Genomic DNA, 24,410 nt, shown 5'->3' on the forward strand with positions numbered 1-24,410 from the left:
CTGCACCGGGCCCCCGAGCTGCTCACCCTGGTCAACGTCTGGGACGTCATCAGCGCCACCGTCGTGGCCGACGTGCCGGGCACCACGGCCCTCGCCACGGCCAGCCATTCGATCGCCGCGTCGTACGGCTACCCCGACGGCGAGCACATCCCGGTCGAGCTGATGATCGAGGCGGTCGGCCGGATCGCCGCCGCCACGTCGCTGCCGGTCACCGCCGACCTCGAGGGCGGGTACGGCGACCCGGCCGAGACCGTCCGTCGGGCGATCGGGGTCGGCATCGTCGGCGCGAACATCGAGGACCAGATGCGTCCGCTGGCCGAAGCCGCGGCGAACGTCGAGAAGATCATGAAGGCGGCCGAGCAGGAGGGCGTCGACTTCGTCCTGAACGCCCGCACCGACGCCTTCCATCTCGGCCGCGGCAACGACCCGGCCGAGAACCTGGCCACCGCCGTCGAGCGCGGCAGGGCCTACCTGGACGCCGGCGCTCCCGTGGTCTTCGTCCCGGCCCGCCTCGACGAAGCCCAGGTGACCACCCTGGTCGAGGCATTCGGCCCGCAGCGGCTGACGACGATCGCGATCCCCGGCAACCCGCCGCTCGCCCGACTGCAGGAGCTGGGCGTCGCCCGGGTCTCCTTCGGGCCCATGTCGCAGAACGTCGCCCTGACCGCGCTCCAGGAGCTGGTCGAGGAGGTGCACCGCGGAGGCGGCGTACCCCCCACGATGCGCCTGCTGAACTGACCCGCAGGGCTGGCTCGCGCTCGACGTGAGGATTCCTTGAGGTTCCCTTGCGGTGCACACCTGTCTAATCCGCGGCTGTTCCTTGTGGAAGGCCCACCAGAGTTCCCTTCATCAACAGGAACGACCGGAACCGCCCACGGATCTGGTCCACATCGAAGGGCTCGATCATGACCACCACCTCCCTGCGCACGAACTCCGCCAAGCTGCTCGCCACGGTCGTCCTCGTCGGCGGCGCCGCGAGCGTCGCCGGTCTCGGCACCTTCGGTGCCTTCACCTCGACCACGGCCGCCACCCAGAACGTCGCCACCGGCACCCTGACCCTCGGCCTGACCCAGCACAGCACCCTGGGCACCACGGTCGACGCGACCAACATGGTCCCCGGTGACACCGTCCAGCGCTCGGTGACCCTGACCCGCCCGGCCGCCGCCGAGAAGTTCGGCTCGGTCCTGCTCACCAGCACCGGCAGCACCAGCAACGTCCTGACCAGCGACACCACCAAGGGCCTGCAGGTCAGCGTCGACGAGTGCTCGACCGCCTGGGTCATGACCCCCAGCACGAAGGTGCTCACCTGCGCCGGCACCACCACGCCGATCATCAGCTCCCGTCCGGTGCTCCAGTCGGGCCTCGACCTGGGCAGCGCGACCACGAGCCTGAACTCCGGTGCGGCCGCCGCCAACCTGCGGGTCACGATGTCGCTGCCGGTCGCCGCGGACAACTCCTTCCAGGGCAAGTCGAACGCGATCACCTTCACCTTCGACGCCACGCAGCGCGCCGCCGAGGCCCGCTGACCCAACCCCGGGCTGCCGCCGGTTTCACCCCGTGGCAGCCCGGGTGTCGGAGTTTCCGAAGCCCTCCCCACTCGCCCGACCTGACCAGGAGTCGACATGAGCTACGCAGTCCCGATCGGCCGCCACCGTGCGCCGAGTCCGTCGGCCCGCCGCCTGTCGATCCTCGCGTTCCAGGCGGGCGACCCTGATCTCGACGCCGGCGTCGACGTCACCCCCGGCGTCCGTACGTCGCTACGCCGCCGGCTGCCCGGCCACCTGCTCAACGTCGTGGTGCTGATCGGCCTCCTGCTCTTCCTCGGCCTGGCCGTCGGACCGCACCTGGTCGGCTACCGCACCGCAACGATGCTCACCGGCAGCATGGAGCCGGGCATCTCGCCCGGCGACGTGGTCGTCACGGTGGAACGCCCGGCGGCGGAGCTGCAGGTGGGGGACGTGATCAGCTACCAGATCCCGATCGAGGACCACCGGGTCGAGACCCACCGGGTCACCGAGGTGGACACCACGCCCGCCGGTGCGATCACGATCCGCACCAAGGGCGACAACAACGCCGGCGTGGACCCGTGGACGGCGACGATCGAGGGCGACACCGTGTGGGAGGTCGTGGCGGTCGTCCCGAAGATCGGCAAGGGGATCCAGGCCCTGCGGGTGCCGGCGTTCCAGCACGGCATCCAGTGGGTCTCCATCGTCGCCCTGGTGCTGCTGGGGCTGAACCTGATCTGGGGGAGCTCGTCGCAGGACGAGGAGTCAGACCGGTGACTCCATGCGATAACCGACCCCGCGCACGGTGCGGATCAGTTTCGCGCCCGAGCCTTCGCCGAGCTTTCGGCGCAGGTTCCCGATGTGCACCTCGACCAGGTGGGTGTCGGTGGCCCACTCGGTGTCCCACACCGCGCGGAGCAGCGCCTCCCGCGACCAGACACGGGCGGGGGTGCGCATGAGCTCGGTGAGCAGGTCGAACTCGGTGCGGGTCAACGACAGCTCCGACTCCTCCTGAAATGCACGACGCCCGTCCACATCGACCGAGAGGGAGCCATGACGCAGGATCTCGTGGTCGTTCGGGCCGACCGCCGCCGGCTCGGCGATCGCCGGACCCCGTCGCGGACGACGGAACATCGCGTTGACCCGGGCCTTGAGCTCTCGCGGGCTGAACGGCTTGGCGATGAAGTCGTCGGCACCGGTCTCGAGCCCGATCAGGCGCTCGACCTCGTCGTCGCGGGCGGTGATCATCACGATGTAGGCATCGGTGATCTCGCGCATCCGACGACAGACCTCCATGCCGTCGATCCCGGGAAGGCCCAGGTCGAGGGTCACCAGATCCGGGTCGAGACTGCGCACCGCGTCGACGCCGGCGGTGCCGCTGTCGACGGCCGTCACGGCGAACCCCTGGGTCGACAGCGTGAACTTGATGAGCTCGCGGATGTCCTCGTCGTCCTCGACGACGAGGGCAGTGCGGTCTTCACCCGGGGCAGTCGTCGGCATGGCTTGATGATGCCAGACCTTGCTGCTTTCTTGAGGCAGTGCCCATCCCTGCTTGATGCTCGACCGCGAGACTGGGCGGGCGCCACCACCCCCCTCGACCCCGGAGCCAGCTCATGAACCTGCTCGATCGCAGCCGCCGCGCGGCCTCGGTCGCGCTGCTCGTCGTGGCCGTGCTCCTGGTCCCCGGTGTGGCCCTGGCGGCGTTCTCCGTGGCCTCGCCACCGCGACCGACACTGCAGGTCTCCGTGGCGACGATGGCGGCGCCGACCAACGTCGTCGGCACCTACCTCTGCAACCCGCCCCTGGGGGACGCGATGCAGGTGACGGTCGTCGACTTCACCGACGGCGGGCCGGCCGCCGATGGGTACGTCTTCACCCTGAGCAGCGACCACGGCACCTCGGTGACGGCGAAGGGCAGACTGCGGTCCCAGGTCCTGCTCGCCCCCGACACCGGGGGCAAGAACTCCACCACCTGGACGATCACGATCGGATCGACCCTGTCGTCGTGGACGAGCCCGCTGTGGAGCCGACAGGTCACCTGCGTCGGGCGGAAGACCGAGACCGGCCCCCTCTGAGCAGATCCGCGCGGGTCAGGTGCTGCGGGCGTCACGACGGCGTACGACGACCCACTGGCTGAGCACGATCGCGGCAGCGACTGCCACGCCGACTCCCACGGTCAGCGGGTCGGTGCGCAGCTTGACGACCACGAAGGAGCCCAGCACGACCCCGTCCAGGACGATCGCCACCGCCGGCACCCAGCGCCTGGCGCCGATGTCGACGCTCAGGTGACGGATCACGCCCCAGTGGACGGCGATGTCCATCGCGATGTAGAGCAGCGCGCCCATCGCCGCGATTCGGCTGAGGTCGAGGAAGACCGTGACGACCATGGCCAGCCCGACGGTGATCAGCAAGGACTGGTGCCGGACGGAGAACGGCAGTTCGGGTGCCTGGTTCATGTCCCGCAACATGTCGTAGAGCCGCGAGACTGAGTAGATGCTGGCCAGCAGCCCGGAGAAGGTGGCCACCACCGCCAGTGCGATCGTGAGCCAGACGCCCCAGGGGCCGAAGAGGGGCTCGGCCGCCGCCGCGAGGGCGTAGTCGCGGGCCTCGACGATCCTGTCGACCGGCAGGCTGGCGGCGATGGAGACGGTGAGCAGCAGGTACAGCGCCGCGCACAGCGCGATGGCGATGGTGATCGAGCGGCCGAGGTTGGTCCTCGGGTCTCTCAGGTCGCCACCCTGGTTGGTGATCGTGGTGAAGCCCTTGTAGGCCAGGATGCACAGCGTCGTACCGGCCAGGAAGCCCAGCACGCCCTGCCCCTGACCGCCCGACTCCGCGCGGTCGACGAGGTTGCCGAACCCGGAGGCGCCGGTGGCCACGATCGCCGCGATCGCCAGCGCGCTGATGCCGGCGATCTTGATGGCGGCGGTGACGGTGGCCGAGCGTTCGACGAGACCGGTGCCGACCACGTTGACCACGGCGGCCACCGCGATCACGGCGACCCCCAGCAGGGGGACCAGGACGGCCGACCCCGCCAGGTCGAAGGGCCGCAACGAGTAGGTGCCGAAGGTGCGGGCCAACAGGCTCTGGGCCACCACCATCGAGACGTACATGAAGAACGAGAAGGAGCCCGCGATCACGCCGGGGCCGTAGGCCGCCTTGAGGAGCATCGCGATCCCGCCCGAGGAAGGGTTCGCGTTCGAGTAGGTGGCGTAGGAGTAGGCGCTGAAGCCCACCACCACCGCGCCCACCAGGAACGCGACCGGCATCAGCGAGCCGGCCAGTTCGCTGACCTGACCCACCAGGGCGAAGATCCCGGCGCCGATCATCACCCCCGTCCCGAGCGAGACGGATCCGGCCAGGGAGAGCTTCGTCGCATCCGTGGTCATGACCCCGAGCCTAGGAAAGCTCCCATCAGGTCCGGCACGGAGGTGGAGGAAGTCCCTCTGAAGGACAATACTTCAGAAGCGCCAGAAGAAGGTATGCTCTTCATATGGCATCTCTGAAGGCAGAAACTTCACTCGCCACCGTGGTCGGGGACGTCGTGAGCTCGCGCGGCGCCCGGGACCGGGCCGGACTGCACCGCGCCCTGTCCGCTGCCGTCGCGAGGTTGAACGCCGAGTTCGACCCGCCCAGCCCGTTGCTCCTCCAGGCCGGGGACGAGTTCCAGGGCGCCTTCGCCGACGTCGGCACCGCGATGCGGGCCACCTGGCGCCTGCGGTGGGCGCTGGCCGGCAAGGTGGAACTGCGCTACGGCCTGGGCTGGGGTGCGGTGACGGTCCTCGAGCAGGAGCCGCGGGTCGAGGACGGGCCGGGCTGGTGGGCGGCCCGGGACGCGATCGAGGCGGTCAAGGCGGACGCGGCCCGGCCGGGCCTGCGACAGCTCCGTACGGCGTACCGGCTGGGCGAGGGTGCGCCGGGGCCACTCGCCGAGCCGATCAACGCTGCACTGATCTGTCGGGACCAGATGGTTGGATCGCTCTCGCAGCGATCCTCGACGATCCTCGGCCAGCTCATCGCCGGTCGTAGTCAGGCAGAGATCGCCGCCGACCTGGGCATCTCCGCCTCCGCCGTCTCGCAACGGGTGCGCGGCGACGGCCTGGTCGTGATCGAGGCTGCCCAGGAACTGTTGGAGGGAGTGCGATGAGCTGGCTCGGGCTGTTGCTCGTCGGGGTGGGGATCGCCGACCTCGCCTACTCGGTGCGGCCGACGAAGGTCGTGCCCGAGGTCGTGGGTGCGTTCGCGGCGGTGTTGCTCGGGCTGTTCGCCGGGCTGACCGCGGGAGCCGACATCGTCGCCCTGCTGCTCGTCGCCGTCGCCGTGGTGGCCTGGGGGCAGACCGTCAGCCGGGGGTTCGGCGGTGGATCGCCCTGGGTGCCCCTGGTCGTGCTGGGCTCCGCGATGACCGCGGCGGTGGCGTTCTCCGGGCTCGCCGGCGCACCGAACGGACCGCTGCGCAGCTGGCTCGACGGGCTGGCGCTGCCGCTGCTGGCGGGGATGGCGCCGGACCGGTTCCTGCTGCTGCTGGGCGCGGTCCTGGTGCAGCTCAGCACCGGCAACGTGCTGGTCCGGCTGGTGCTCGCCGTCACCGGGACCGTGAACCCGACCCGCTCCGGCGGCGAGGGTGGCCCCGAGACCCGGCTCAAGGGCGGTCGGTTGCTCGGCCCGATGGAGCGGGTGCTGATCCTGGGGCTCGGCCTGGCCGGCCACGTCACCGCGGCCAGCCTCGTCGTCGCCGCCAAGGGGCTGCTCCGCTTCCCCGAGCTCTCCTCACGACGCGAGCAGGAGCAGATCCACCAGCTCACCGAGTACTTCCTGGTCGGCAGCTTCGTCAGCTGGCTGGTGGCACTGGGTGCGCTGGCGCTGCTCGTGACCTGACCGAGCCCGCACCGGTCCACTCGCCTCGGCTCAACCGTCCGGCTGACCGGACGTCTCGGGCTCCTGGTCGGGGAGGGTCTCGCCGGCCACCAGCCAAGGGACCAGGGCGGCCAGGCTGACCAGGGCGGTCGCGCCGAAGGCCCACGAGTAGCCGGCCTGGTCGGCGACGATGCCGATCAGGATCGGGCCAACGATGGCGCCGGAGTCCTGAGCCATCTGGAAGGCGGCCAGCACGCTGCCGCCGCTGCGGTCCGAGCCGACCACGTCCGCGACGCTGGCCTGCTGGCCGGGGTTGACCAGCCCGGCACCCAGGCCGGAGACCGCGGAGAGCACGAGCAGCACCAGCAGGTCGCCGCTGAGCCCGATCAGGCCCAGCCCGGCCGCGGTCACCACCAGGCCGGTGAGGACCAGCGGCCGCCGGCCCACCGAGTCGGCGAGGCGACCAGCGACCTGCAAGGTGGCCGCCGTACCGACCGCCGCGACCGCGAGCGCCACCCCGGCCACCCAGGTGCGGTCGTACACCGAGACGGCGAACTGGGGCAGCACCGCGACCCGGACCCCGAAGTTGCACCAGCCGTTCGCGAACCCCGACGCCAGCGCTGCCCGGTACGTCGGGTGGCCCAGCGCCTCGCGCAGCAGCATCGGCGGCCCCTGGGGTCGGTCGACCGAAGGACGCAGGCTCGCGCCGCTCAACCGGATGCCGACGGTCGCGGCGGCCACCACCAGGGCGACGGCGTACACGATGAACGGCAGCCGAAGACCGAACGACGCCAGCAGGCCGCCCAGCACCGGGCCGAGCATGCCGCCGACCAGGAAGGCGCTGGCGTACGCCGAAGAGACCCGGCCGCGGATGCTCGGCGGAGCGAGGCGGACCAGCAGGGCCATCGCCGAGACGGTGAACATCGTCGACCCGATGCCGCCGAGGCCGCGGAAGACCAGCAGTTGCGTGTAGGACTGCGCGAACGCGGTGGCCAGCGACGAGGCCGCGACGACGAGCAGTCCGGCGATGTAGACCGGGCGCTCGCCCAGCCGCGCGATCAGGGCGCCGCCGGCCGGGGCGAAGACCAGGCGGAAGAAGGCGAACGCGGACACGATCACCGAGGCCGCCGCGACGCCGACGTCGAAGCTCCGGGCGTAGGCGGGCAGGACCGGCGCGACCAGGCCGAAGCCGATCGCGATCACGAAGGCCGACCCGATCAGCACCCAGAGCTCTCCCGGGATCGGCAGTCGGGCAGGGGTCCGGCCGGCCGCTCGCTCGGGGACGCTCATGGGGTGGTCGGAGGCGGGGGCACGTGCTGACCCTACGCATGGCCGGAGGGGGTGCGCGGACTGCGGGTCCGAGGCCCCGATGCTCTAGATTTCCCCCCGTGAGTGCCCAAGCCCCGTCGACCGTGATCCTGATCCGCGCGCAGCGGTTCATCCCCAACCACGCCACCGCCGCCGACAACGCCTTCCAGCGCGACGTGCCCGAGGGGCAGTCCGAGGAGGCCACCTCGCTCAAGGCGCTGGCCGAGATGGACGCCGTCGCCCAGGCGCTGCGCGACGCCGGCGTGACCGTGCACGTCTTCGACGACGAGGACCACACCCGACCCGACAGCGTCTTCCCGAACAACTGGCTCTCCACCCACGCCGGGGGCAACATCGCGGTCTACCCGATGTACGCCTCCAACCGTCGCCACGAACGTCGCGCCGACGTACTCGAGATGCTCAAGTCGCAGTACCGGGTCCAGACGATCGTGGACTACTCGGGCCTCGAGCCCGACGGCATCTTCCTCGAGGGCACCGGCGCGATGGTCCTCGACCACGTCTCGCGGGTGGCCTACACCGCGCGCAGCCACCGGGCCGACACCCATGTCCTGGAGCGGTTCTGCACCGACTTCGGCTACGAGCCGATGGCCTTCGACGCGGTCGACTCGGCGGGCGTGCCCGTCTACCACACCAACGTGATCGCCTGCATCGGCACGGACGTCGCGATGATCGCCCTGGAGATGATCCCGGACCTGCAGCGCCGTGCCGAGGTGCGCGAGCGGCTCTCGGTCAACGGCCGCCAGGTCGTCGAGCTGACCGAGGAGCAGATCCGTGAGTTCGCCGGCAACGCCGTCGAGCTGTGCGGGCGTACGCCGGACGGTCGCCGCCGCTACATCATGGCGATGTCCGCACGGGCGCGTCGCAGCCTGCGGCCCGACCAGGTCGCCGTGATCGAGGAGTCCTGCGAGATCGTCGCGATCGACATCCCCACGATCGAGCTCGCCGGTGGATCGGTGCGCTGCATGATCGCCGGCGTGCACCTCGACCGTCGCCGCGCGGCTTACCCCGAGCGCACGGCCGCCGTCGAGGCGATCGACGAGAACCCGCACACGCCCGACGGCCAGGACGTGGCGATGGCGGACGTCGCCGCCGGCTGACGCCTGCTCGCACCCCTCGCGGGGGGTCGATGGTCCCGTCGTACCCCGACCTCTGCCGATTCCCCCTGCCGCTTCCGCGGACGACACTGGGGGCATGGGGAGCCGATGATCGCGACCGTGCCGCCGTCGGCGCACCACGGCCTGGCAGCCCACGAGGTGGTGCTGCTGATGCAGACCGACCTGCACCGCGGGCTGAGTGATCGGGAGGCCGGGGATCGGCTGGCGCGCTTCGGGCCCAATGCCCTGCCGGCCGGTGGGGGAGCCGGCCTGCTGCGTCGCGTGCAGCGGCAGTTCCACCACCCGCTGATCTACGTGCTGCTGGCGTCAGGGGTGATCACCGCAGGGCTCGGGGAGTACGTCGACTCCGCCGTGATCTTCGGCGTGGTCGCGGTCAACGCGGTCGTGGGCTTCATCCAGGAGTCCAAGGCCGAAGCCGCGCTGGAGGGGCTGCGGTCGATGATCCAGACGCTCGGTCGCGTGGTGCGCGACGGTCGGGAGCGCACGGTGCCGTCCGCGGAGCTGGTGCCCGGGGATCTCGTGCTGCTGGCGACCGGCGACAAGGTGCCCGCTGACATGCGGCTCGTGCGGGTCGGGGAGCTCCGGGTGGACGAGTCGGCGTTGACCGGCGAGTCCGCCCCGGTGACCAAGGACGAGGTGGTGCTGCCCGAGCGGCTCGCGGTGGCCGACCGGCGGAACATGGCCTACTCCGGCACGCTCGTCACCGCCGGAGGGGGAGCCGGCATCGTCGTGGCGACCGGCGCGGAGACCCAGCTCGGCGAGATCCACCGGCTCGTGGGCGCCTCCGAGCCGCTGGCGACGCCCCTGACCGAGAAGCTGGGCGAGTTCAGCCGGATCCTGACCGTGGCCATCCTGGGGCTGGCCGCCGCGACGTTCGCGGTGGGACTGCTGCGTGGACAGGGGGCGGCCGAGACCTTCACCGCCGCGATCGCGCTCGCCGTCGGAGCGATCCCCGAGGGGCTGCCCGCGGCGGTCACGATCACGTTGGCGATCGGGGTCTCCCGGATGGCCCGGCGGCGCGCGGTGATCCGACGGTTGCCCGCCGTCGAGACCCTGGGCAGCACCTCGATCATCTGCTCCGACAAGACCGGCACCCTGACCGAGAACCAGATGACCGTGCGCACCATCTGGACGCCCGAGGCCCGGTTCGAGGCGACCGGGTCCGGCTACAGCCCGCAGGGTGCCCTGCTCGACGCCACGGGTGCGCCGGCCACCGGCAGCGACCAGGCACTGCGCTGGTCCCTGCTGGCGGGCGCGGCCTGCACCGACGCCGTCGTGACCGAGGAGGACGGGCGGTGGACGGTCGCCGGCGACCCCACCGAGGGCGCGATGGTCGTGGTGGCCCACAAGGCCGGGTGGGGTTCCGCGGAGGTCGCCGATCTGCTGCCCCGGCGAGCGACGATCCCGTTCAGCTCCGAGCGCCAGTTCATGGCCACCCTGCACAGCGACGGCCCCGAGGACACCGGCGGCACCGGCACCGGCTGGGTGGTGCTGGCCAAGGGCGCCCTCGAGCGGGTGCTGGACCTCTGCGGCACCCAGATGGACACCCGGGGCGAGCTGCGGGCCCTGGATCGGGACGCCGTCCTCCGGGCCGCCGAGGAGCTCGCCGCCGGCGGCCTGCGGGTGCTGGCCACCGCCGTACGACGGGTGGGGCGCCCGGACGACTTCGACGAGACGGGCCTGGTCGGCACGCTGACCCTGACCGGCCTGCAGGCCATGCTCGACCCGCCGCGGGCAGCAGCCACGGCCGCGGTCACGGCCTGCCGCAGCGCCGGGATCGCGGTGAAGATGATCACCGGCGATCACGCCTCCACCGCGACGGCCATCGCTCGGCATGTCGGCCTCCTGGACGGCGACGCCGACGGCGAGGCCGGCCCCGCGTCCGGAGTGGTGCTGACCGGCACCGAGCTGGCGGCCCTGTCGAGCGAGGAGTTCGGGGAGGCGGTGGAGCACGCCCGGGTCTTCGCGCGGGTGTCCCCGGAGCAGAAGTTGCGACTGGTGCAGGCGCTGCAGGCGCGAGGGCACGTGGTCGCGATGACCGGCGACGGTGTCAACGACGCGCCTGCGCTGCGCCAGGCGGGCATCGGCATCGCGATGGGTCGCGTGGGCACGGAGGTGGCCAAGGACGCGGCCGACATGGTGCTCACCGACGACGACTTCGCCACCATCGAGGCCGCGGTCGAGGAGGGCCGTGGCGTCTTCGACAACCTGACGAAGTTCATCACCTGGACCCTGCCCACCAACATCGGCGAGGGCATGGTGATCCTGGTGGCGATCATGCTGGGCGCCTCGCTGCCGATCCTCCCGACCCAAATCCTGTGGATCAACATGACCAGCGCGGTCGCCCTCGGCCTGATGCTCGCCTTCGAGCCGAAGGAGGAGGGGATCATGACCAGGCCGCCCCGTGACCCCGGTCAGGCGCTGCTCACCGGCGGCCTGATGGTGCGGATCCTGCTGGTCTCCACGCTCCTGGTGGCCGGCTCCTGGTGGCTGTTCCAGTGGGAGCTGGCCCACGGTGCCGCCCTGCCCGAGGCTCGCACCGCGGCCCTCAACCTCTTCGTGGTGGTCGAGGCGTTCTACCTCTTCAGCTGTCGCTCGTTGACCCGCTCGGCCTGGCAGATCGGCCTGTTCTCGAACCGCTGGATCGTGGTGGGAGTGAGCGTGCAGGCGATAGGCCAGCTGGCCATTACCTACCTGCCCGCGATGAACGCCACCTTCGACACCGCCCCCATCGGCCTCGACGTGTGGCTGCGGATCCTGGCGATCGCGCTCGTCTCGAGCCTGGTCGTGGGGGTGGACAAGCGCCTGCGGCGCCCGGTCGGATCGGAGGGAAGTCGATGAAGGCAGTCGTCCAGGACAGGTACGGGCCGCCCGACGTGCTGCGCGTCGAGGAGGTCCCGCTGCCGTTGCCCGGCCCCGGCCAGGTGCGGGTGAAGGTGGTGGCGACCTCGGTCAACCTCAGCGACTGGGAGAGCCTGCGCGGATCACCCGCCTACGCGCGGCTGGGCGGACTGCGCTCCCCGGCCTGCCGGACCCTCGGCTCGGACCTGTCCGGAGTCGTCGACGAGGTCGGGGACGGGGTGACCCGCTTCCGGCGAGGCGACGAGGTCTACGGCGACAACCTCGCCCTGAAGGGCGGCTTCGCCGAGCAGGCGCTGGTGGCGGAGTCCGCCCTGGCCACCAAGCCGAGCGGGCTCACGTTCGTCGAGGCCTCCACGATCCCGCAGTCCGGGGCGATCGCCTGGCAGGGCCTGCGCGGGGTCGTGGCCGGGAGCCGGGTCCTGGTCAACGGAGCCGGCGGAGGGTCGGGCTTCTTCGCCGTCCAGCTCGCCGCGCGGCTCGGCGCCCACGTCACGGGCGTCGACAACGCCGCCAAGCAGGAGTTCATGCGGTCCGCGGGCGCGCACGAGGTCATCGACCACGAGCGGCACGACTTCACTCGAACCGCCCACCCGTACGACCTGGTCCTGGACCTGGTGGCTTACCGCTCGGTGCGCGACTACCGACGTGCCCTGGCCCCGGGCGGCACCTGTCGGTGCGTGGGCGGGTCGGTGAGCACCCTCCTGCGGGTACTGACGGTGGGGACGCTGGTCGGGCGGCTGCGTGGACGCTCGATCGGGGTGCTCGCCGTGCAGGAGGGGCCGGAGCACTTCGCGCCGCTGGCTGCCCTGTGTGCCGCGGGGGAGGTGCGCACGCACGTCGACCGGACGTTCACCCTCGACGAGGTGCCGGAGGCGCTTGCCCACGTGGGTGAGGGACGGGCGCTGGGGAAGGTGGTCGTCACCCCCTGACCGGACCGCGGGTCGGCCCGGTGCACGGCCGCGGTTGGTGATCGCGCGATCCCGTCCTACGCTCTTCCACAGATCATTGGAGGAATGGTGGACGAAGCGGAACGACGTACTCGGGTCTTCGACGAGCTCGCGGTCGTGGGCATGGCCTTCGGCAGCGCCAAGCGACTGGAGCTGGTGGACCTGCTGGCCCAGGGCGAGCGCACGGTCGACGGGCTGGCCCGGGCAGCCGACATGGGCCTCACCACGGTCTCGGCGCACCTGCAGGTGCTGAAGCTGGCCAACCTCGTGCGCACCCGCCGCGAGGGCACCAAGGTGCACTACCGGCTCGCTGGCGACGACGTCGCCGCGCTGTACGACGCGATGCGCACCGTCGCCCGGGAGCGCTCGGCCGACGTGGGCCGGGCGCTGGAGGCGTACCTGAACCTGCCCGGCTCGGGCGACGTCAGCCTGGTCACCCGCGAGGAGCTGACCCGGCTGCTGGCGAACGACGAGATCACCCTGCTCGACGTCCGGCCCGAGGAGGAGTTCCTCGCCGGGCACATCCCGGGGGCGCGCAGCGTCCCGCTGGGCTCGCTGACCGCGCTGGCGGCCGAGCTGCGCGACGCTCCCGAGGTGGTGGCCTACTGCCGCGGCAGCTTCTGCGTGATGGCGCACGACGCCGTGCGCGTCCTGGGCGCGGAGGGCGTGGCGGCCCGACGACTCGAGGACGGCATGCTGGAGTGGCGCACGCACGGCCACCCCGTCGAGGTGGGCGCCTCGTGAGCGTCCTACGCGCCTCGGGCCTGAGCGCCGTTGCCGCCTGGCCGCTGCGGCGCTGGGTGGCCGCGGCCGGCGCAGCGCTCGCGTTCGTCCTGGTGGTCGCCCTGCCCACCGACCTGATCGAGAACCCCGTCTTCGGCCGCCAGATCCCGCCGACCTGGTGGGCGATGCCCTCGCTCGTCGTCTCCTCGGTGCTCGGCGGCCTCCTCGTCGCGACCTACGTCGCCGCACCGGCGCAGCCGGACGTCACCGTGACCCGGCGCGGTGGCTGGGCCGGCGCCTGGCTGACCTACTTCGCGGTCGGCTGCCCGGTCTGCAACAAGCTGGTGCTGCTCGCCCTGGGCAGCGCCGGTGCGATCACCTGGTTCGAGCCGGTCCAGCCGGTGCTCCAGGCCCTCGCCATCGCCCTGCTCGCCTGGGCGCTGCGCCGCCGGCTCCTCGGCGAGCTGTCCTGCCCGACCACCACTCTCGGAGATGTTGCCCGTGTCTGATCGACGCAAGAGCCCCCTGATTCCCCTCGCCATCGCTGCCGTCGCCGTGATCGCGTTGATCGCCACCCTCGTCGGTGCCGCCGGGAACGACGACCCCGACAACGCCGCCGACCGCGGCGCTTCGTCCTCCAGCCGGGCCGACGACTCCGGTCGAGCGCCGGACGACACCTGGGAGCAGCTGGTGCGCCGCGAGCCGGGCGACCCGATGGCGCTGGGCGAGGTGGACGCCCCCGTGGTGATGCTCGCCTACTCGGAGTTCCAGTGCCCGTTCTGCGGCAAGTTCGCCCGGGACACCGCGCCCACGCTGATCGAGGAGTACGTCGAGGACGGCACGCTCCGCATCGAGTGGCGCGACTTCCCCTACCTCGGACCGCAGTCGACGACCGCTGCCCAGGCCGGGCGTGCCGCGGCCGCCCAGGACAGCTTCTGGGCCTTCCACGACGAGCTGTACGACCACCAGCTGCCGCCCAACTCCGGCGGTCTCGACGAGGACTACCTGGCCGGGATCGCGGCCGAGATCGGACTCGACGTCGAGCAGTTCCGCACGGACCTGACCTCGGCGGCCGCCGAGCAGGCCGTCGCCCGGGACTTCGCCCAGGGCCAGGCCATCGGGGTCACCGGCACCCCGGCGTTCGTGATCAACGGGGTCCCGGTGATGGGCGCCCAGCCCACCGAGGTCTTCGAGCAGGCCATCGAGCAGGCGGCGGCGGAAGCGGACCGATGAGCGACGTGGGAGTGCTGGCGGCCTTCGCCGCCGGTGTCCTCGCCCTGCTCTCGCCGTGCAGCGCGCTGCTGCTCCCGTCGTTCTTCGCGATGGCCTTCACCAGCCCGCGCGCCCTGGTCGCCCGGACGCTCGTCTTCTACCTCGGGCTGCTGCTGACCCTGGTGCCGCTCGGCACCGGGGCCGGCGCGGCCTCGGCGATCTTCTACGGCCATCGCCCGCTGCTGATCGGCATCGCCGGCTGGATGATCATCGGGTTCGGCGTGCTCCAGCTGCTGGGCAAGGGGTTCACGATCCCGTTCTCGCAGCGGCTCAACACCGCCGTGGCCGCCCGGGGCGGCGACGGTTGGGCCTCGACCCTGATGCTCGGCGCCGTCTACGGACTGGCCGGCTTCTGCTCCGGGCCGGTGCTCGGCGCGATCCTCACCGTCGCCGCCACCCAGGAGTCGCCCTGGCAGGGCGGAGGGCTGCTCGCCGTCTACGCGCTCGGGATGGCCGCGCCGCTGCTGGTGCTTGCCGGGCTGTGGGACCGCTACGACCTCGGCAGCCGGCGCTGGCTGCGGGGCCGCACGGTCGCGCTGGGGCGCCTGCGGGTGCATACGGTCTCGCTGGTCTCCGGGCTGCTGTTCGTGGGCATCGGTGTGCTCTTCCTGCGCTACGACGGCACCGCCGGGCTCACCGGCTCGCTCGGCGCCGGGGACCTGACCGATCTCGAGTTCAGCGCCCAGCAGGCCGTCACCCAGTGGACCGCCGGGGTGCCTGCCTGGGCAGTGCTGCTCGTGGTCGCCCTCGTCGCGGCGTACGTCGCCTGGCGCCGCAGCGGCGCGGGGACGAACCACGCGGACGCGGAGGCCGGGAAGACGACGCAGCGGGTGCCAGACTGAGCGGCGTGCCGCCTCGTGCCCTCTCGGGTCCCCTCGCCGTCCCCGCGCTCACCCTCGCCGTCGTCCTCGCCCTCGGGCTGGTCGGCTGCCGTGCCGGCGGGGGCGACCCCGTCGTGGACTCGGTGCTGCCCGCGGGCGAGCGCGTCGTCCCGGCCGGCCCGGCGTACCTGGCCCAGGAGCTCAAGGCGCGGGCCTTCCACTGGAGCGTGGTGGTCGGTGGCGAGTCGCGCGAACTCGGTCGTCTCGACGACGCGACCTGGCTCGCGGACGGCCGGGTCCTGGCTCGCCCCAGCGGCAGTCGGCTCCAGGTGATCGACCCGGTCACCGGCGAGGTCGAGGCCGAGCGCCGCATCAACGGCCAGTGGGGGGTGACTCCCGAGGCGATCACCGTGCGCCACGATCGCCGCAACCGGATCGTCGTCCTCGCCACCGACCTGACCAGGCCGCGCACCATCGACGTGCCGGACAGCGCGGTCGAGACCGACCAGCTCGAGGAGGACACCGCGGAGCTGTCGCTCCACCACGCGGCGTACACCCTCGCCGGCGTGACCTGGGTGCAGTGGGGCATCAACAGTGAGGACGACACCCGGACCGACCACGGCGTGCTGCGCATCGAGGACGGTGTGCCGACGGAGGTGCTGCGCGACGAGCCGGTGGTCTCCCTGCTCCCGAGCCGGGACGGCGCCGCGTTGCTGGTCCTGATGCAGGACAACGGGGAGGACCAGAGCTGTGGCGGCTGCGTGGTCGAGCAGACCATCGTCGAGCTCGATCCGGCGACGGGAGAGGTCGCGGCCGAGTACGGCATGCCGGACGGCTACGAACGCTCCTGGCGGGTCGAGACCCTCGACAAGATCGGCTCCGAGGTCGTGGCGCGATTCGTGATCGGCGAGGCCGAGGAGGCCGGCGACCCGGGGGTCGCCCGCCAGACCTGGACCTACGACGGCGATTGGACGCAGCTGGGTCGGCTGGACGAGGTGCGCACCTGGTGGCAGCCGGGCGGACGCCTGGAGTGGCAGCAGCGCGACACGCTGCGCGACGAGGGCGAGCTCGCGGCGATGCGGCTCAGCTGGCTGCCGCGGCGGGGAGCGCCGGTGGAGCTCTACGGCGAGAGTCGCCCGTGCCGCGAGCGTGAGGGCGTGGAGCGCTGCCCGCTGATCGTGGCGCCCGGCGGGCTGCTCCCCGCGGGGTGAGCCGTGGGCCCCGGCCCCGTCACCAGACGAGGAGGGCCCAGACCGTCTTTCCGTCGAGCTCCGTGCGGACGCCCCACTGCTCGGCCAGTGCGTCGACCAGCTGCAGTCCACGGCCTCCGGTCGAGTCCGGCCCCGGGGTGGTGAGCCGGGGCATTCGGTGGCCGTGGTCGAAGACCTCCACTCGCAGGGACCGCTCGGCGAGCTCCAGCCGGATCCGGATCGGCCCGTCGCCCTGACGCACGGCGTTGGAGACCAGCTCGGAGACCAGGTGCAGCGTGCTGTCGACCGGGTCGGCGGGCACGGGCAGGGCACCCAGCCAGCCGCGCGCCCACCACCGTGCCAGCGGCACCGACATGGGCTGGGCCGGCAACGAGCGCTCGACCTCGTGGCGCAGGTCGAGGCTGTTCGACGGGATGCGGGCGGCCAGGACGGCCACGTCGTCGCCGCGGTTTCCGGCCGGGATCAGCTCGAGGGCGGCGTCGAGGACAGCGCCCGGGGAGGCGCCCGTCGGCAGCGCTGCCAGGGTCGTGTGCAGCTGGTGGACGCCCTCGTCGATGTCCCACGTGCGGGTCTCGACCAGGCCGTCGGTGTAGAGGAGCAGGACCGCATCCTGGGAGAGCTGGGTGCTGCGCTCGTCCCAGCACTCGCCGATGCCCAGGGGAGGGCCGGTCTCGACGTCGACGAGGCACACCTCGGTGCCGGTCGGGGTCGAGACGAGGACGGCGGGCGGCAGGTGGCCGGCGCAGGCGACGGTGAGCAGCTGCGCGCGGACGTCCACGTGGACCACCAGAGCGGTGGCCAGCAGCTCGGTGTCGAGCCGGTCGAGGTAGTCGGCCGTGCGGGCCAGGACACTCGCGGGGGAGTGCCCCTCGCAGGCGGCGGCCCGGACGACGGTGCGGAGCTGACCCATCAGGGCGGCTGCCTGGACGTCGTGGCCCTGGACGTCGCCCACGACGAGGAAGAGACCTTCGTCGACCGCCACTGCGTCGAACCAGTCACCGCCCACGTGCACCCCGGGGTCGCCGGTCCGGTAGCGCGCGGCGATCTGGACGTCGCCGATCCGGGTGGGCACCTCCGGCAGCAGGCTGCGCTGGAAGGCCAGCGCCAGGGTCCGCTCGGCGGCGAGCTCGCGTTCACGTTCCTCGTCGAGCAGGCTGCGCTCCAGCGCCAGCGAGACGGTGCGGACCAGGACGTCGATCAGGGCCCGGTCCTTCGGGGTCGGCGCGGACGGCAGGGGGTAGTACATGGCGAAGGTGCCGAGCAGGCGGCCGCCCACCCCGAAGATCGGGGTCGACCAGCAGGAGCGGAGGCCGGCGGCGAGGGCGAGATCCTTGAAGTTCTCCCAGAGCGGGTCGTGGGCGATGTCCTCGACGATGACCTGGCGCCGTCGGAAGGCAGCGGTACCGCAGGATCCCACGGCCGGACCGATCTCGACGCCGTCGATCGCCCGGCAGTAGTCCTCCGGGAGGCTCGGTGCGGCTCCGTGCGTGAGGTGGCGCCCCTCGTCGTCGAGGAGGAGCACGGAGGCCAGCAGCCCGGTGGTGGAGACCCGTTCGACCACGCGCAGCAGGGCGTCGAGGGCCAGCCCGATCGGTGAGCCGGCCACCACCCCGGAGAGCAGGTCGAGCTGGGCGGTGAGCAGCTGGGCGTCCCGGCCCTCGCCCTCACGCAGCCGGGGCAGGGTGAGGTTCACGCCGACCCCGTCCGGGTCGAGGTCGCAAGGGGTGGGTCGGCGGGGGGCCCGAGTCGTCCGCTCGGCGCAGCAGTCACGTCGCGCATGCTAGCCCTGTGGGCGAGTTTGGACGATGCTGTCCGTGGTCGTCGCGCGCCGGAGCGTAACCAATCCGGACCAGACCAGTTGCTGTCCATGACAACACCCGTGGGGCGAGTCCCTCCACTCGTCGTTTGCCTCGGTCCTCCGCCTACCCCCTGGAGAATCCCGCATGTTGCTTCGTCTGTCCCTCGTGGCAGCCTCCCTGGTGCTCGCCGCAGCAGGCCTGGCCGCCCCCACCGCCGCGAGTCCCGGGGACGACTACGTCGGCCCCTACTTCGGTGACAAGAACCTGCCCCCCGGCTGCATCAAGGACATGGGTCGGGACAACCCCGACAACATCTGCTACCACGGCAAGCTCGGACTGAACGCCCTGGACTCCCCGATCATCGACGTGGCCGTGCTGGTCCCGGCGTCGCCGACCGCCGAGCGTGACCTGCGGATCCTGCGTCAGGCCGTCGAGGCCTGGGAGGGGGGCATCGAGTACCTCTCCGACGAGATGGGTCTCGACTGGCTCCGCGACGGGGTGAAGTTCCACATCAGCCCGGACATCGTCAGCCTCACCGAGGGTGAGGAGCCGAGCACCTACCCGCTCTACGACCCGGAGATCGTGGTCATCGCGACCAACCCGGCCGGCGGGATCGGGATCGGCATCGACCCCGTCTACCTCACCGACGCGCTCGGCATCTTCGACGAGAACGGGGTGCCCTGCCACAACATCCAGAACCCCTTCTCCCTGGACACCTGGGAGGGGATGCCCGGCTACGACGGTCACCACGGTGACGGCGGCGGCTACTACGTCGAGGACTGCGGCGGAGCCGGCGGCAACGTCTGCTTCTCCGTCAACGGAGCGATCGACCCGGTGCCCGGCACGACCGACACGTTCGGGCTCTTCGACCTGGTCCTGCACGAGACCGGTCACTGCCTGACCCTGGGTCACGTCGGCGACGGCGCCGAGGGCGACTGGGGCCCGGTGCCGACCACCGACATCATGGCCTACAGCGCCGACCCGGCCGGCCAGAACAAGTGCGTCTCCACGCTCAACGTCGAGGGCTTCGCCACCCGGATGAGCCAGTACCTCGACGTCAACGGTGACGGCGCCGTGACCGAGGACGACCACCTCCACCCCAACGACGTGGCCGGCGACGGCTCGAACTCGTTCCAGGTCCAGCACCCGGACGACCACCACTACGCCTCCTCCACCGGATCGGTGTGGGACTGCCCGCAGCCCGACCTGGGTGCGGTGCCCGGTGAGCGCACGGACTGGACCCCGGACCCGGTCGCGACCAGCACGCCGACGATGTCGATCAGCACGCCCGCCCACGGCCACGAGACCGACGACGGTCACGTGCACGTGGCGGGCACGGTCGAGCGGATCCCGCTCGACGCCGGCCCGACCTCGACGACGGCCTCGCACGACGACCCCGAGGGTGACTCGCTGACTCCGGTGACCGACCTGCAGAACCTGCAGGTCGAGGTGACCGATCTCGATGTCGTCGCCACCGTCAAGGTCAGCGAACTGTGGCCCGAGGGCCTGGTCGCGCTGCCGAAGTACGGCGTCAGCATCGGCGGTCGTGAGATCGAGTCGACGATCCCCGACCCGCGCAGCTCCGCCGACGTCGTCACCTACGACCGCTCGATGGAGACGCACCTGCCCAGCGAGTGGTCCGAGTGGGACGCGGTCGCCGACACCGTGACCTTCCGCATCCCGCGCAGCTACCTCGCCGGTGCCAAGGTCACGGCGCCGTACGACGTCTTCGCCCTCACCAGCTACCGCGCGCCCACGAACATGTGGACCGTGATCGCCGATGACCGGGCGCCGGACGCCGGCGCGGTCGACGTGGCGGCACCGGCCGGCACCGACGGCACCACCACTCGGTCCGCCACGCCGACCCGCACCAGCCGTGGTTCGACCGCGGCCGGTCTGCTCGGCACGACCGGACTCCAGCAGCCCGAGGGCAACTCGTTCACGGTCACCGACAGCACCCTGGGCGAGACCGGGGGAGCCGGTCACCGGTTCACCCTGGACGTGCCCGAGAAGAGCACCGTGGAACTGCTGCTCTCCTGGGCGGACCCGAGCGACCTCGACCTGTACGTCACCGGTGCTGCCCAGGGCCAGGCCGCCTCGGCGGCGCAGCCGGAGCGACTCGTGCTCGAGGACGTGCAGGGCACGCTCAACATCCACGTCGATCCGTACCTGATCGTCGGAGTGCCGTCGACGGAGTACACCCTCGAGGCCACGATCGTGACCTCCGGCGGCGGGGGAGAGGGGGTCGACACCGATGGTGACGGCGTCCTGGACAGCGCCGACGCCTGCCCGACCGTGGCCGGCCCGGCGCCGGGCGGGTGCCCGGTGCCCTCGAACGAGACCGTGACGGTCTTCGTCGACGGTGTCGAGGTGGCCAGTGAGAAGGTCGAGGCCAGCCACGGCCCGGACACGTTCGCGATCGACATCACCGTGCCCGTGGGCAGCCACGAGCTGCGTACGGTGTGGACCCAGCGGAACAAGGTGCTGGCCACCGACGTCCGCACGGTCGTGCACGGGGCGGCTGGCGTGGACCGGGACTCCGACGGCGTCCCGGACGACCGCGACAACTGCGTGAAGGTGCCGAACCCGGACCAGGCCGATCTGGACGGTGACGGCGAGGGCGATGCCTGCGACAAGGACATCGACGGGGACGGGCACTCCAACGCCAAGGAGCGGGCCCACGGCACGGATCCCTACGACGCCACGTCGTACCCGCAGAAGGGCAAGAAGGGCACCCCGTAGTCCGCTGGCCTGAGTCAGCCCCCGACCCGCCCGGCAGCACGCCGGGGGAGTCGGGGGCCGCTCTGCGTCCGGAGCTCGACGTCGGCGCGGTCGGGCGCGGCCCCGGCACGTGGTTCGAGCAGCTCAGAGAACGACGACGGCCGACCCTGAGAGTCGATCGGCGGCCAGGTCCGCCAGCGCGTCCGCCGTACGCTCGAACGGGTAGCGCGTCACCCGCGCACGGACACCGAGCCGGGCCGCCAGCCGGAGCAGCTCCTCGCCGTCGCGCCGCGTGTTCGACGTGACGGTGCGCAGGTCGCGCTCCTGGAAGAGGTGCTGCTGGTGGTTCAGCGACGGCACGTCGCTCAGGTGGATGCCGGCCAGGGCCAGCGTGCCGCCCCGGTCCAGGGCGGCCAGCGCGGGCGGGACCAGGTCGCCGGCCGGAGCGAAGACGATGGCTGAGTCGAGCAGCCGCGGGGGGCTCTCGTGGGCGGAGCCCACCCAGGTGGCGCCCATCTCGCGTGCCAGCGCACGGTTGGCCTCGCCACGGGTCATCACGTAGACGTCGGCACCCTGGGCGCGGGCGATCTGCGCCGTGAGGTGCCCGCTGGAGCCGAAGCCGTAGATCCCGAGCCGACCCCCGGGAGGGAGCAGTGCCCGGCGCAGTGCCCGGTAGCCGATGATTCCGGCGCACAGCAGGGGAGCCGCCGCGATGTCGTCGTACTCCTTGGGAAGACGGTAGGCGAAGGAGGCGGGCGCCACGGCGTACTCGGCGAACCCTCCGTCGACGTCCCAGCCGGTGTAGAGCGACGCGGGGCACAGGTTCTCGGCACCGCGACGGCACCACCGGCACGCACCACAGGTGCCCCGGAGCCAGGCGATCCCCACCCGCTGGCCGACGTCGAACCGGCCCGTGGCCGCATCCGGGATCGCGACCCGCCCGACCACCTGGTGGCCGGGGACCACCCCCGGTCGACGGGGCTCGAGGTCGCCCTCGACGAGGTGGAGGTCCGTACGACACAGTCCGCAGGCCGTGACGCGGACGAGGATCTCGTCGGGTCGGGGAGTCGGACGCTCGCGCGGCTGCAGGGTCAGGCGCCGGTGCGACGCCGGTGCGGGGGCGTCGGCAGACCAGACCTGCATGGTCGCCACCCCGCTCAGTCCTCCATCTCGGGCAGCCAGGCCCCCGCGCGGGCGGCGGCGTTGAGGCGGGCCCGGTGCAGGAGGGCGGCCTGTGCCGCCGTGCGGTGGGAGTTGTCCCCGGCCCAGGCGCGCAGCACGGGTGCCTGCAGGGCGCGTCCGAAGGAGTAGCTCAGCTCCCAGGGCTCGTGGCCACGGCGGTTGATCTGGTCGAGTCGCGCGGTGGCCTCCTGGTCGCTCTGGCCCCCGGAGAGGAAGAGGATGCCGGGTACGGCGGCCGGCACCGTGCGGCGCAGCGTGGTCAGGGTGGCGTCCGCGATCTCCTCGTCACTGGCCGGAGTGCGGCAGGTGGTCCCCGGCAGCACGATGTTGGGCTTGAGCAGGGTGGCCTCGAGGATCACGTGCTGGCGGGCCAGCTGGTCGTAGACGCAGTGCAGGACGGCCTCGGTGACCCGGGCGCACTCGTCGAGGTCGTGGGCGCCGTCCATCAGCACCTCGGGCTCCACGATCGGGGTCAGCCCTACCTCCTGGCAGAGCGCGGCGTAGCGGGCCAGCGCATGCGCGTTCGCCTCGATGCAGGCCGTCGTCGGTCGACCGTCGCCGATCCGGAGCACGGCCCGCCACTTCGCGAACCGGGCTCCCATCGCGTCGTACTCGACGAGGCGCTCGCGCAGCCGGTCCAGGCCCTCGGTGACGACCTCGTCTGGCGAGCCGGCCAGCGGGCGGATGCCCAGGTCGACCTTGATCCCCGGCACGATGCCGCGATCGCTGAGGAGCCGGGCGAACGGCTTGCCGTCGCGGGTCTGCTGCCGGATGGTCTCGTCGAAGAGGATCACCCCACCGACGAACTCCTCCAGGCCCGGGGTGCTGAGCAGGATCTCGCGGTAGCTCCGCCTGGTCTCCTCGGTGGAGTCGACACGGACGGCGGCGAGCCGCTTGGCCATCGTGGGGGAGCTCTCGTCGGCGGCCAGGATGCCGCGGCCCTCCCGGGTCACCGCTTGGGCGGTGCGGATCATCGACGTGATGCTCACGTTCATCGGTCTGGTCATCCTCTGCTGCTCACGGGTCGTACAACATCGAGGGCTGGAGCACGGCGCGCCCGGCGATCTCCCCGGCCCTCAGTTGGCGGTAGACCTCGGGGCCGTCCTCCAGCGGGTGGGGGTGGACCTCGGCCGCGATGAGCTTGCGGGCGGCGAGCTCCAGCACCTCGCCGAGCTCGTGGCGGGTCCCCCAGTAGGTGGTCTGGATGCTGACCTCGTAGGCCTGGCTGAAGAACGAGACCGGCAGGGTGCCACCGGCGATGCCCACGATGGTGAGGTCGCCCAGCGAGCGGGTCATGCCCGCCGCGTCGGCCAGGGTGCTGTCCGAGCCGACGAGGTCGAGGACCAGGTCGGCGCCTCTGCCACGGGTGTGCTCGCGAATCGTGGCCACCAGCTCCTCGCCCGGCTCGAGCGCGACGTCGGCACCGACCGAGAGGGCGAGGTCGCGCGCCGCCTTGAGCGGGTCGACGACGATGACGGCTGCCGACGACATCACCTTGAGGATCTGCACCGCCATGTGGCCGAGCCCACCGGCGCCGATCACCACGGCCGTGGCGTCCGGGGTCAGTTTGGCAAGCGACCGCTTGATCGCGTGGTACGGCGTCAGGCCGGCGTCGGTCAGCGGGGCGGCGTGGACAGGGTCCAGGCCGTCCGGCAGCGGCACCAGGAACCGGGAGTCGTGGACCAGCATGAAGTCGGCCATCCCGCCGTCGAGGCCCAGCCCGCCGCCGCCTCCCGGGACCGGGGCCTCGGCGAGGTTCTCGCAGTAGATCTCGACGCCGTCGCGACATCGAGCGCAGGTGCCACAGCCCCACGCGCCGGTGACGGCGACCGGCTGACCGGGCTCGAAGCCGTGGACCCCGGCGCCCACCCGGTGCACCCAGCCGGCGTTCTCGTGGCCGAGGGTGAACGGCGGCTCCCAGGGCAGCTGTCCGGACTCGAAGTCGGACATCAGGTGCAGGTCGGAGTGGCAGACCCCGGCTCCGCCCACCTGGATGACGACCTGGCCCGGCCCCGGCTCGGGCTCGGGGACCTCACTCAGGACCGGCTTGCTGTGCCAGCCCGGCA

22 protein-coding genes are annotated in these 24,410 nt (G+C 72.0%); 15 read left to right on the top strand and 7 right to left on the bottom strand.

Annotation, left to right across the window (positions count from 1 at the left end; all coding sequences use genetic code 11):
• From ABZE72_RS06825 to ABZE72_RS06835, 3 genes are all read left to right on the top strand, one after another.
• A partial coding sequence (locus tag ABZE72_RS06825; RefSeq protein ID WP_372728258.1) for an isocitrate lyase/phosphoenolpyruvate mutase family protein occupies window positions 1-738 on the top strand: 738 nt, incomplete at its 5' end.
• A gap of 167 nt (window positions 739-905) precedes the next feature.
• Window positions 906-1,526 (top strand): TasA family protein, encoded by a 621-nt coding sequence (locus tag ABZE72_RS06830; RefSeq protein WP_372728259.1) that lies wholly within the window; start codon window positions 906-908, stop codon window positions 1,524-1,526.
• 96 nt (window positions 1,527-1,622) lie between these two features.
• Window positions 1,623-2,282 (top strand): signal peptidase I, encoded by a 660-nt coding sequence (locus ABZE72_RS06835; RefSeq protein WP_372728260.1) that lies wholly within the window; start codon window positions 1,623-1,625, stop codon window positions 2,280-2,282.
• Here the strand turns inward: ABZE72_RS06835 and ABZE72_RS06840 are convergent.
• Window positions 2,271-3,005 (bottom strand): response regulator, encoded by a 735-nt coding sequence (locus tag ABZE72_RS06840; RefSeq protein WP_372728261.1) that lies wholly within the window; start codon window positions 3,003-3,005, stop codon window positions 2,271-2,273. The genes ABZE72_RS06835 and ABZE72_RS06840 overlap by 12 nt on opposite strands.
• Before the next feature lie 113 nt (window positions 3,006-3,118).
• On the opposite strand from ABZE72_RS06840, the gene ABZE72_RS06845 reads away from it, so the two are divergent.
• Window positions 3,119-3,580, top strand: a complete 462-nt coding sequence (locus tag ABZE72_RS06845; RefSeq protein WP_372728262.1) for a hypothetical protein — start codon at window positions 3,119-3,121, stop codon at window positions 3,578-3,580.
• 15 nt (window positions 3,581-3,595) lie between these two features.
• Here ABZE72_RS06845 and ABZE72_RS06850 read toward each other — a convergent pair whose 3' ends face one another.
• Window positions 3,596-4,894, bottom strand: coding sequence for an APC family permease (locus ABZE72_RS06850; RefSeq protein WP_372728263.1), 1,299 nt, complete (start codon window positions 4,892-4,894; stop codon window positions 3,596-3,598).
• 104 nt (window positions 4,895-4,998) lie between these two features.
• Between ABZE72_RS06850 and ABZE72_RS06855 the strand changes: the two genes are divergently transcribed.
• Window positions 4,999-5,652, top strand: coding sequence for a SatD family protein (locus ABZE72_RS06855; RefSeq protein ID WP_372728264.1), 654 nt, complete (start codon window positions 4,999-5,001; stop codon window positions 5,650-5,652).
• Window positions 5,649-6,383 (top strand): hypothetical protein, encoded by a 735-nt coding sequence (locus ABZE72_RS06860; protein WP_372728265.1) that lies wholly within the window; start codon window positions 5,649-5,651, stop codon window positions 6,381-6,383. The genes ABZE72_RS06855 and ABZE72_RS06860 overlap by 4 nt, the downstream gene beginning before the upstream one ends.
• A gap of 30 nt (window positions 6,384-6,413) precedes the next feature.
• Here the strand turns inward: ABZE72_RS06860 and ABZE72_RS06865 are convergent, their stop codons facing one another.
• Window positions 6,414-7,652, bottom strand: coding sequence for an MFS transporter (locus ABZE72_RS06865; protein WP_372728266.1), 1,239 nt, complete (start codon window positions 7,650-7,652; stop codon window positions 6,414-6,416).
• A gap of 98 nt (window positions 7,653-7,750) precedes the next feature.
• Here ABZE72_RS06865 and ctlX point away from each other — a divergent pair, with 98 nt between their 5' ends.
• The 8 genes from ctlX to ABZE72_RS06905 all read left to right on the top strand — a co-directional run bounded on the left by ctlX (window position 7,751) and on the right by ABZE72_RS06905 (window position 16,642).
• On the top strand, window positions 7,751-8,788 hold the full coding sequence (gene ctlX / locus ABZE72_RS06870) for a citrulline utilization hydrolase CtlX (protein ID WP_372728267.1): 1,038 nt from the start codon (window positions 7,751-7,753) through the stop codon (window positions 8,786-8,788).
• A gap of 105 nt (window positions 8,789-8,893) precedes the next feature.
• A complete protein-coding gene (locus ABZE72_RS06875; protein WP_372728268.1) occupies window positions 8,894-11,647 on the top strand; it encodes an HAD-IC family P-type ATPase in 2,754 nt (917 codons plus the stop codon).
• Complete coding sequence (locus tag ABZE72_RS06880) at window positions 11,644-12,597, top strand: NAD(P)-dependent alcohol dehydrogenase (RefSeq protein ID WP_372728269.1); 954 nt, start codon at window positions 11,644-11,646, stop codon at window positions 12,595-12,597. The genes ABZE72_RS06875 and ABZE72_RS06880 overlap by 4 nt, the downstream gene beginning before the upstream one ends.
• Before the next feature lie 84 nt (window positions 12,598-12,681).
• Window positions 12,682-13,359, top strand: coding sequence for an ArsR/SmtB family transcription factor (locus tag ABZE72_RS06885; protein WP_372728270.1), 678 nt, complete (start codon window positions 12,682-12,684; stop codon window positions 13,357-13,359).
• Complete coding sequence (locus ABZE72_RS06890; protein ID WP_372728271.1) at window positions 13,356-13,847, top strand: hypothetical protein; 492 nt, start codon at window positions 13,356-13,358, stop codon at window positions 13,845-13,847. The genes ABZE72_RS06885 and ABZE72_RS06890 overlap by 4 nt, the downstream gene beginning before the upstream one ends.
• Complete coding sequence (locus ABZE72_RS06895) at window positions 13,831-14,571, top strand: DsbA family protein (RefSeq protein WP_372728272.1); 741 nt, start codon at window positions 13,831-13,833, stop codon at window positions 14,569-14,571. Before ABZE72_RS06890 ends, ABZE72_RS06895 begins: the two co-directional genes overlap by 17 nt.
• Window positions 14,568-15,452 carry a cytochrome c biogenesis CcdA family protein gene (locus tag ABZE72_RS06900; protein WP_372728273.1) on the top strand — a complete coding sequence of 295 codons (885 nt, stop codon included), beginning with the start codon at window positions 14,568-14,570 and terminating at the stop codon, window positions 15,450-15,452. Before ABZE72_RS06895 ends, ABZE72_RS06900 begins: the two co-directional genes overlap by 4 nt.
• Window positions 15,453-15,457: 5 nt before the next feature.
• A complete protein-coding gene (locus ABZE72_RS06905; protein WP_372728274.1) occupies window positions 15,458-16,642 on the top strand; it encodes a hypothetical protein in 1,185 nt (394 codons plus the stop codon).
• A gap of 19 nt (window positions 16,643-16,661) precedes the next feature.
• Here ABZE72_RS06905 and ABZE72_RS06910 read toward each other — a convergent pair whose 3' ends face one another.
• On the bottom strand, window positions 16,662-18,335 hold the full coding sequence (locus ABZE72_RS06910) for a SpoIIE family protein phosphatase (RefSeq protein ID WP_372728275.1): 1,674 nt from the start codon (window positions 18,333-18,335) through the stop codon (window positions 16,662-16,664).
• Window positions 18,336-18,585: 250 nt separating this feature from the next.
• Here ABZE72_RS06910 and ABZE72_RS06915 point away from each other — a divergent pair, with 250 nt between their 5' ends.
• Window positions 18,586-21,183 carry a thrombospondin type 3 repeat-containing protein gene (locus tag ABZE72_RS06915; RefSeq protein ID WP_372728276.1) on the top strand — a complete coding sequence of 866 codons (2,598 nt, stop codon included), beginning with the start codon at window positions 18,586-18,588 and terminating at the stop codon, window positions 21,181-21,183.
• A 123-nt stretch (window positions 21,184-21,306) separates the two neighbouring features.
• On the opposite strand, the gene ABZE72_RS06920 is transcribed toward ABZE72_RS06915, so the two are convergent.
• From ABZE72_RS06920 to ABZE72_RS06930, 3 genes are all read right to left on the bottom strand, one after another.
• Window positions 21,307-22,305 (bottom strand): zinc-dependent alcohol dehydrogenase family protein, encoded by a 999-nt coding sequence (locus ABZE72_RS06920; protein WP_372728277.1) that lies wholly within the window; start codon window positions 22,303-22,305, stop codon window positions 21,307-21,309.
• A gap of 14 nt (window positions 22,306-22,319) precedes the next feature.
• Complete coding sequence (locus ABZE72_RS06925) at window positions 22,320-23,351, bottom strand: class I fructose-bisphosphate aldolase (RefSeq protein WP_372728278.1); 1,032 nt, start codon at window positions 23,349-23,351, stop codon at window positions 22,320-22,322.
• Window positions 23,352-23,361: 10 nt separating this feature from the next.
• The coding region (locus ABZE72_RS06930) for an NAD(P)-dependent alcohol dehydrogenase (RefSeq protein WP_372728279.1) at window positions 23,362-24,410 on the bottom strand (1,049 nt) is incomplete at its 5' end.

It is taken from the genome of Nocardioides sp., from assembly GCF_041600255.1.
Taxonomy (GTDB): domain Bacteria; phylum Actinomycetota; class Actinomycetes; order Propionibacteriales; family Nocardioidaceae; genus Nocardioides.

Bases quoted from the DNA above. Each gene is read 5' to 3' on its own strand.
- ABZE72_RS06830 (WP_372728259.1), top strand. From the start codon at position 906: ATGACCACCACCTCCCTGCGCACGAACTCCGCCAAGCTGCTCGCCACG.
- ABZE72_RS06835 (WP_372728260.1), top strand. From the start codon at position 1,623: ATGAGCTACGCAGTCCCGATCGGCCGCCACCGTGCGCCGAGTCCGTCG.
- ABZE72_RS06840 (WP_372728261.1), bottom strand. From the start codon at position 3,005: ATGCCGACGACTGCCCCGGGTGAAGACCGCACTGCCCTCGTCGTCGAG.
- ABZE72_RS06845 (WP_372728262.1), top strand. From the start codon at position 3,119: ATGAACCTGCTCGATCGCAGCCGCCGCGCGGCCTCGGTCGCGCTGCTC.
- ABZE72_RS06850 (WP_372728263.1), bottom strand. From the start codon at position 4,894: ATGACCACGGATGCGACGAAGCTCTCCCTGGCCGGATCCGTCTCGCTC.
- ABZE72_RS06855 (WP_372728264.1), top strand. From the start codon at position 4,999: ATGGCATCTCTGAAGGCAGAAACTTCACTCGCCACCGTGGTCGGGGAC.
- ABZE72_RS06860 (WP_372728265.1), top strand. From the start codon at position 5,649: ATGAGCTGGCTCGGGCTGTTGCTCGTCGGGGTGGGGATCGCCGACCTC.
- ABZE72_RS06865 (WP_372728266.1), bottom strand. From the start codon at position 7,652: ATGAGCGTCCCCGAGCGAGCGGCCGGCCGGACCCCTGCCCGACTGCCG.
- ABZE72_RS06875 (WP_372728268.1), top strand. From the start codon at position 8,894: ATGATCGCGACCGTGCCGCCGTCGGCGCACCACGGCCTGGCAGCCCAC.
- ABZE72_RS06880 (WP_372728269.1), top strand. From the start codon at position 11,644: ATGAAGGCAGTCGTCCAGGACAGGTACGGGCCGCCCGACGTGCTGCGC.
- ABZE72_RS06885 (WP_372728270.1), top strand. From the start codon at position 12,682: ATGGTGGACGAAGCGGAACGACGTACTCGGGTCTTCGACGAGCTCGCG.
- ABZE72_RS06895 (WP_372728272.1), top strand. From the start codon at position 13,831: ATGTTGCCCGTGTCTGATCGACGCAAGAGCCCCCTGATTCCCCTCGCC.
- ABZE72_RS06900 (WP_372728273.1), top strand. From the start codon at position 14,568: ATGAGCGACGTGGGAGTGCTGGCGGCCTTCGCCGCCGGTGTCCTCGCC.
- ABZE72_RS06915 (WP_372728276.1), top strand. From the start codon at position 18,586: ATGTTGCTTCGTCTGTCCCTCGTGGCAGCCTCCCTGGTGCTCGCCGCA.
- ABZE72_RS06920 (WP_372728277.1), bottom strand. From the start codon at position 22,305: ATGCAGGTCTGGTCTGCCGACGCCCCCGCACCGGCGTCGCACCGGCGC.
- ABZE72_RS06925 (WP_372728278.1), bottom strand. From the start codon at position 23,351: ATGACCAGACCGATGAACGTGAGCATCACGTCGATGATCCGCACCGCC.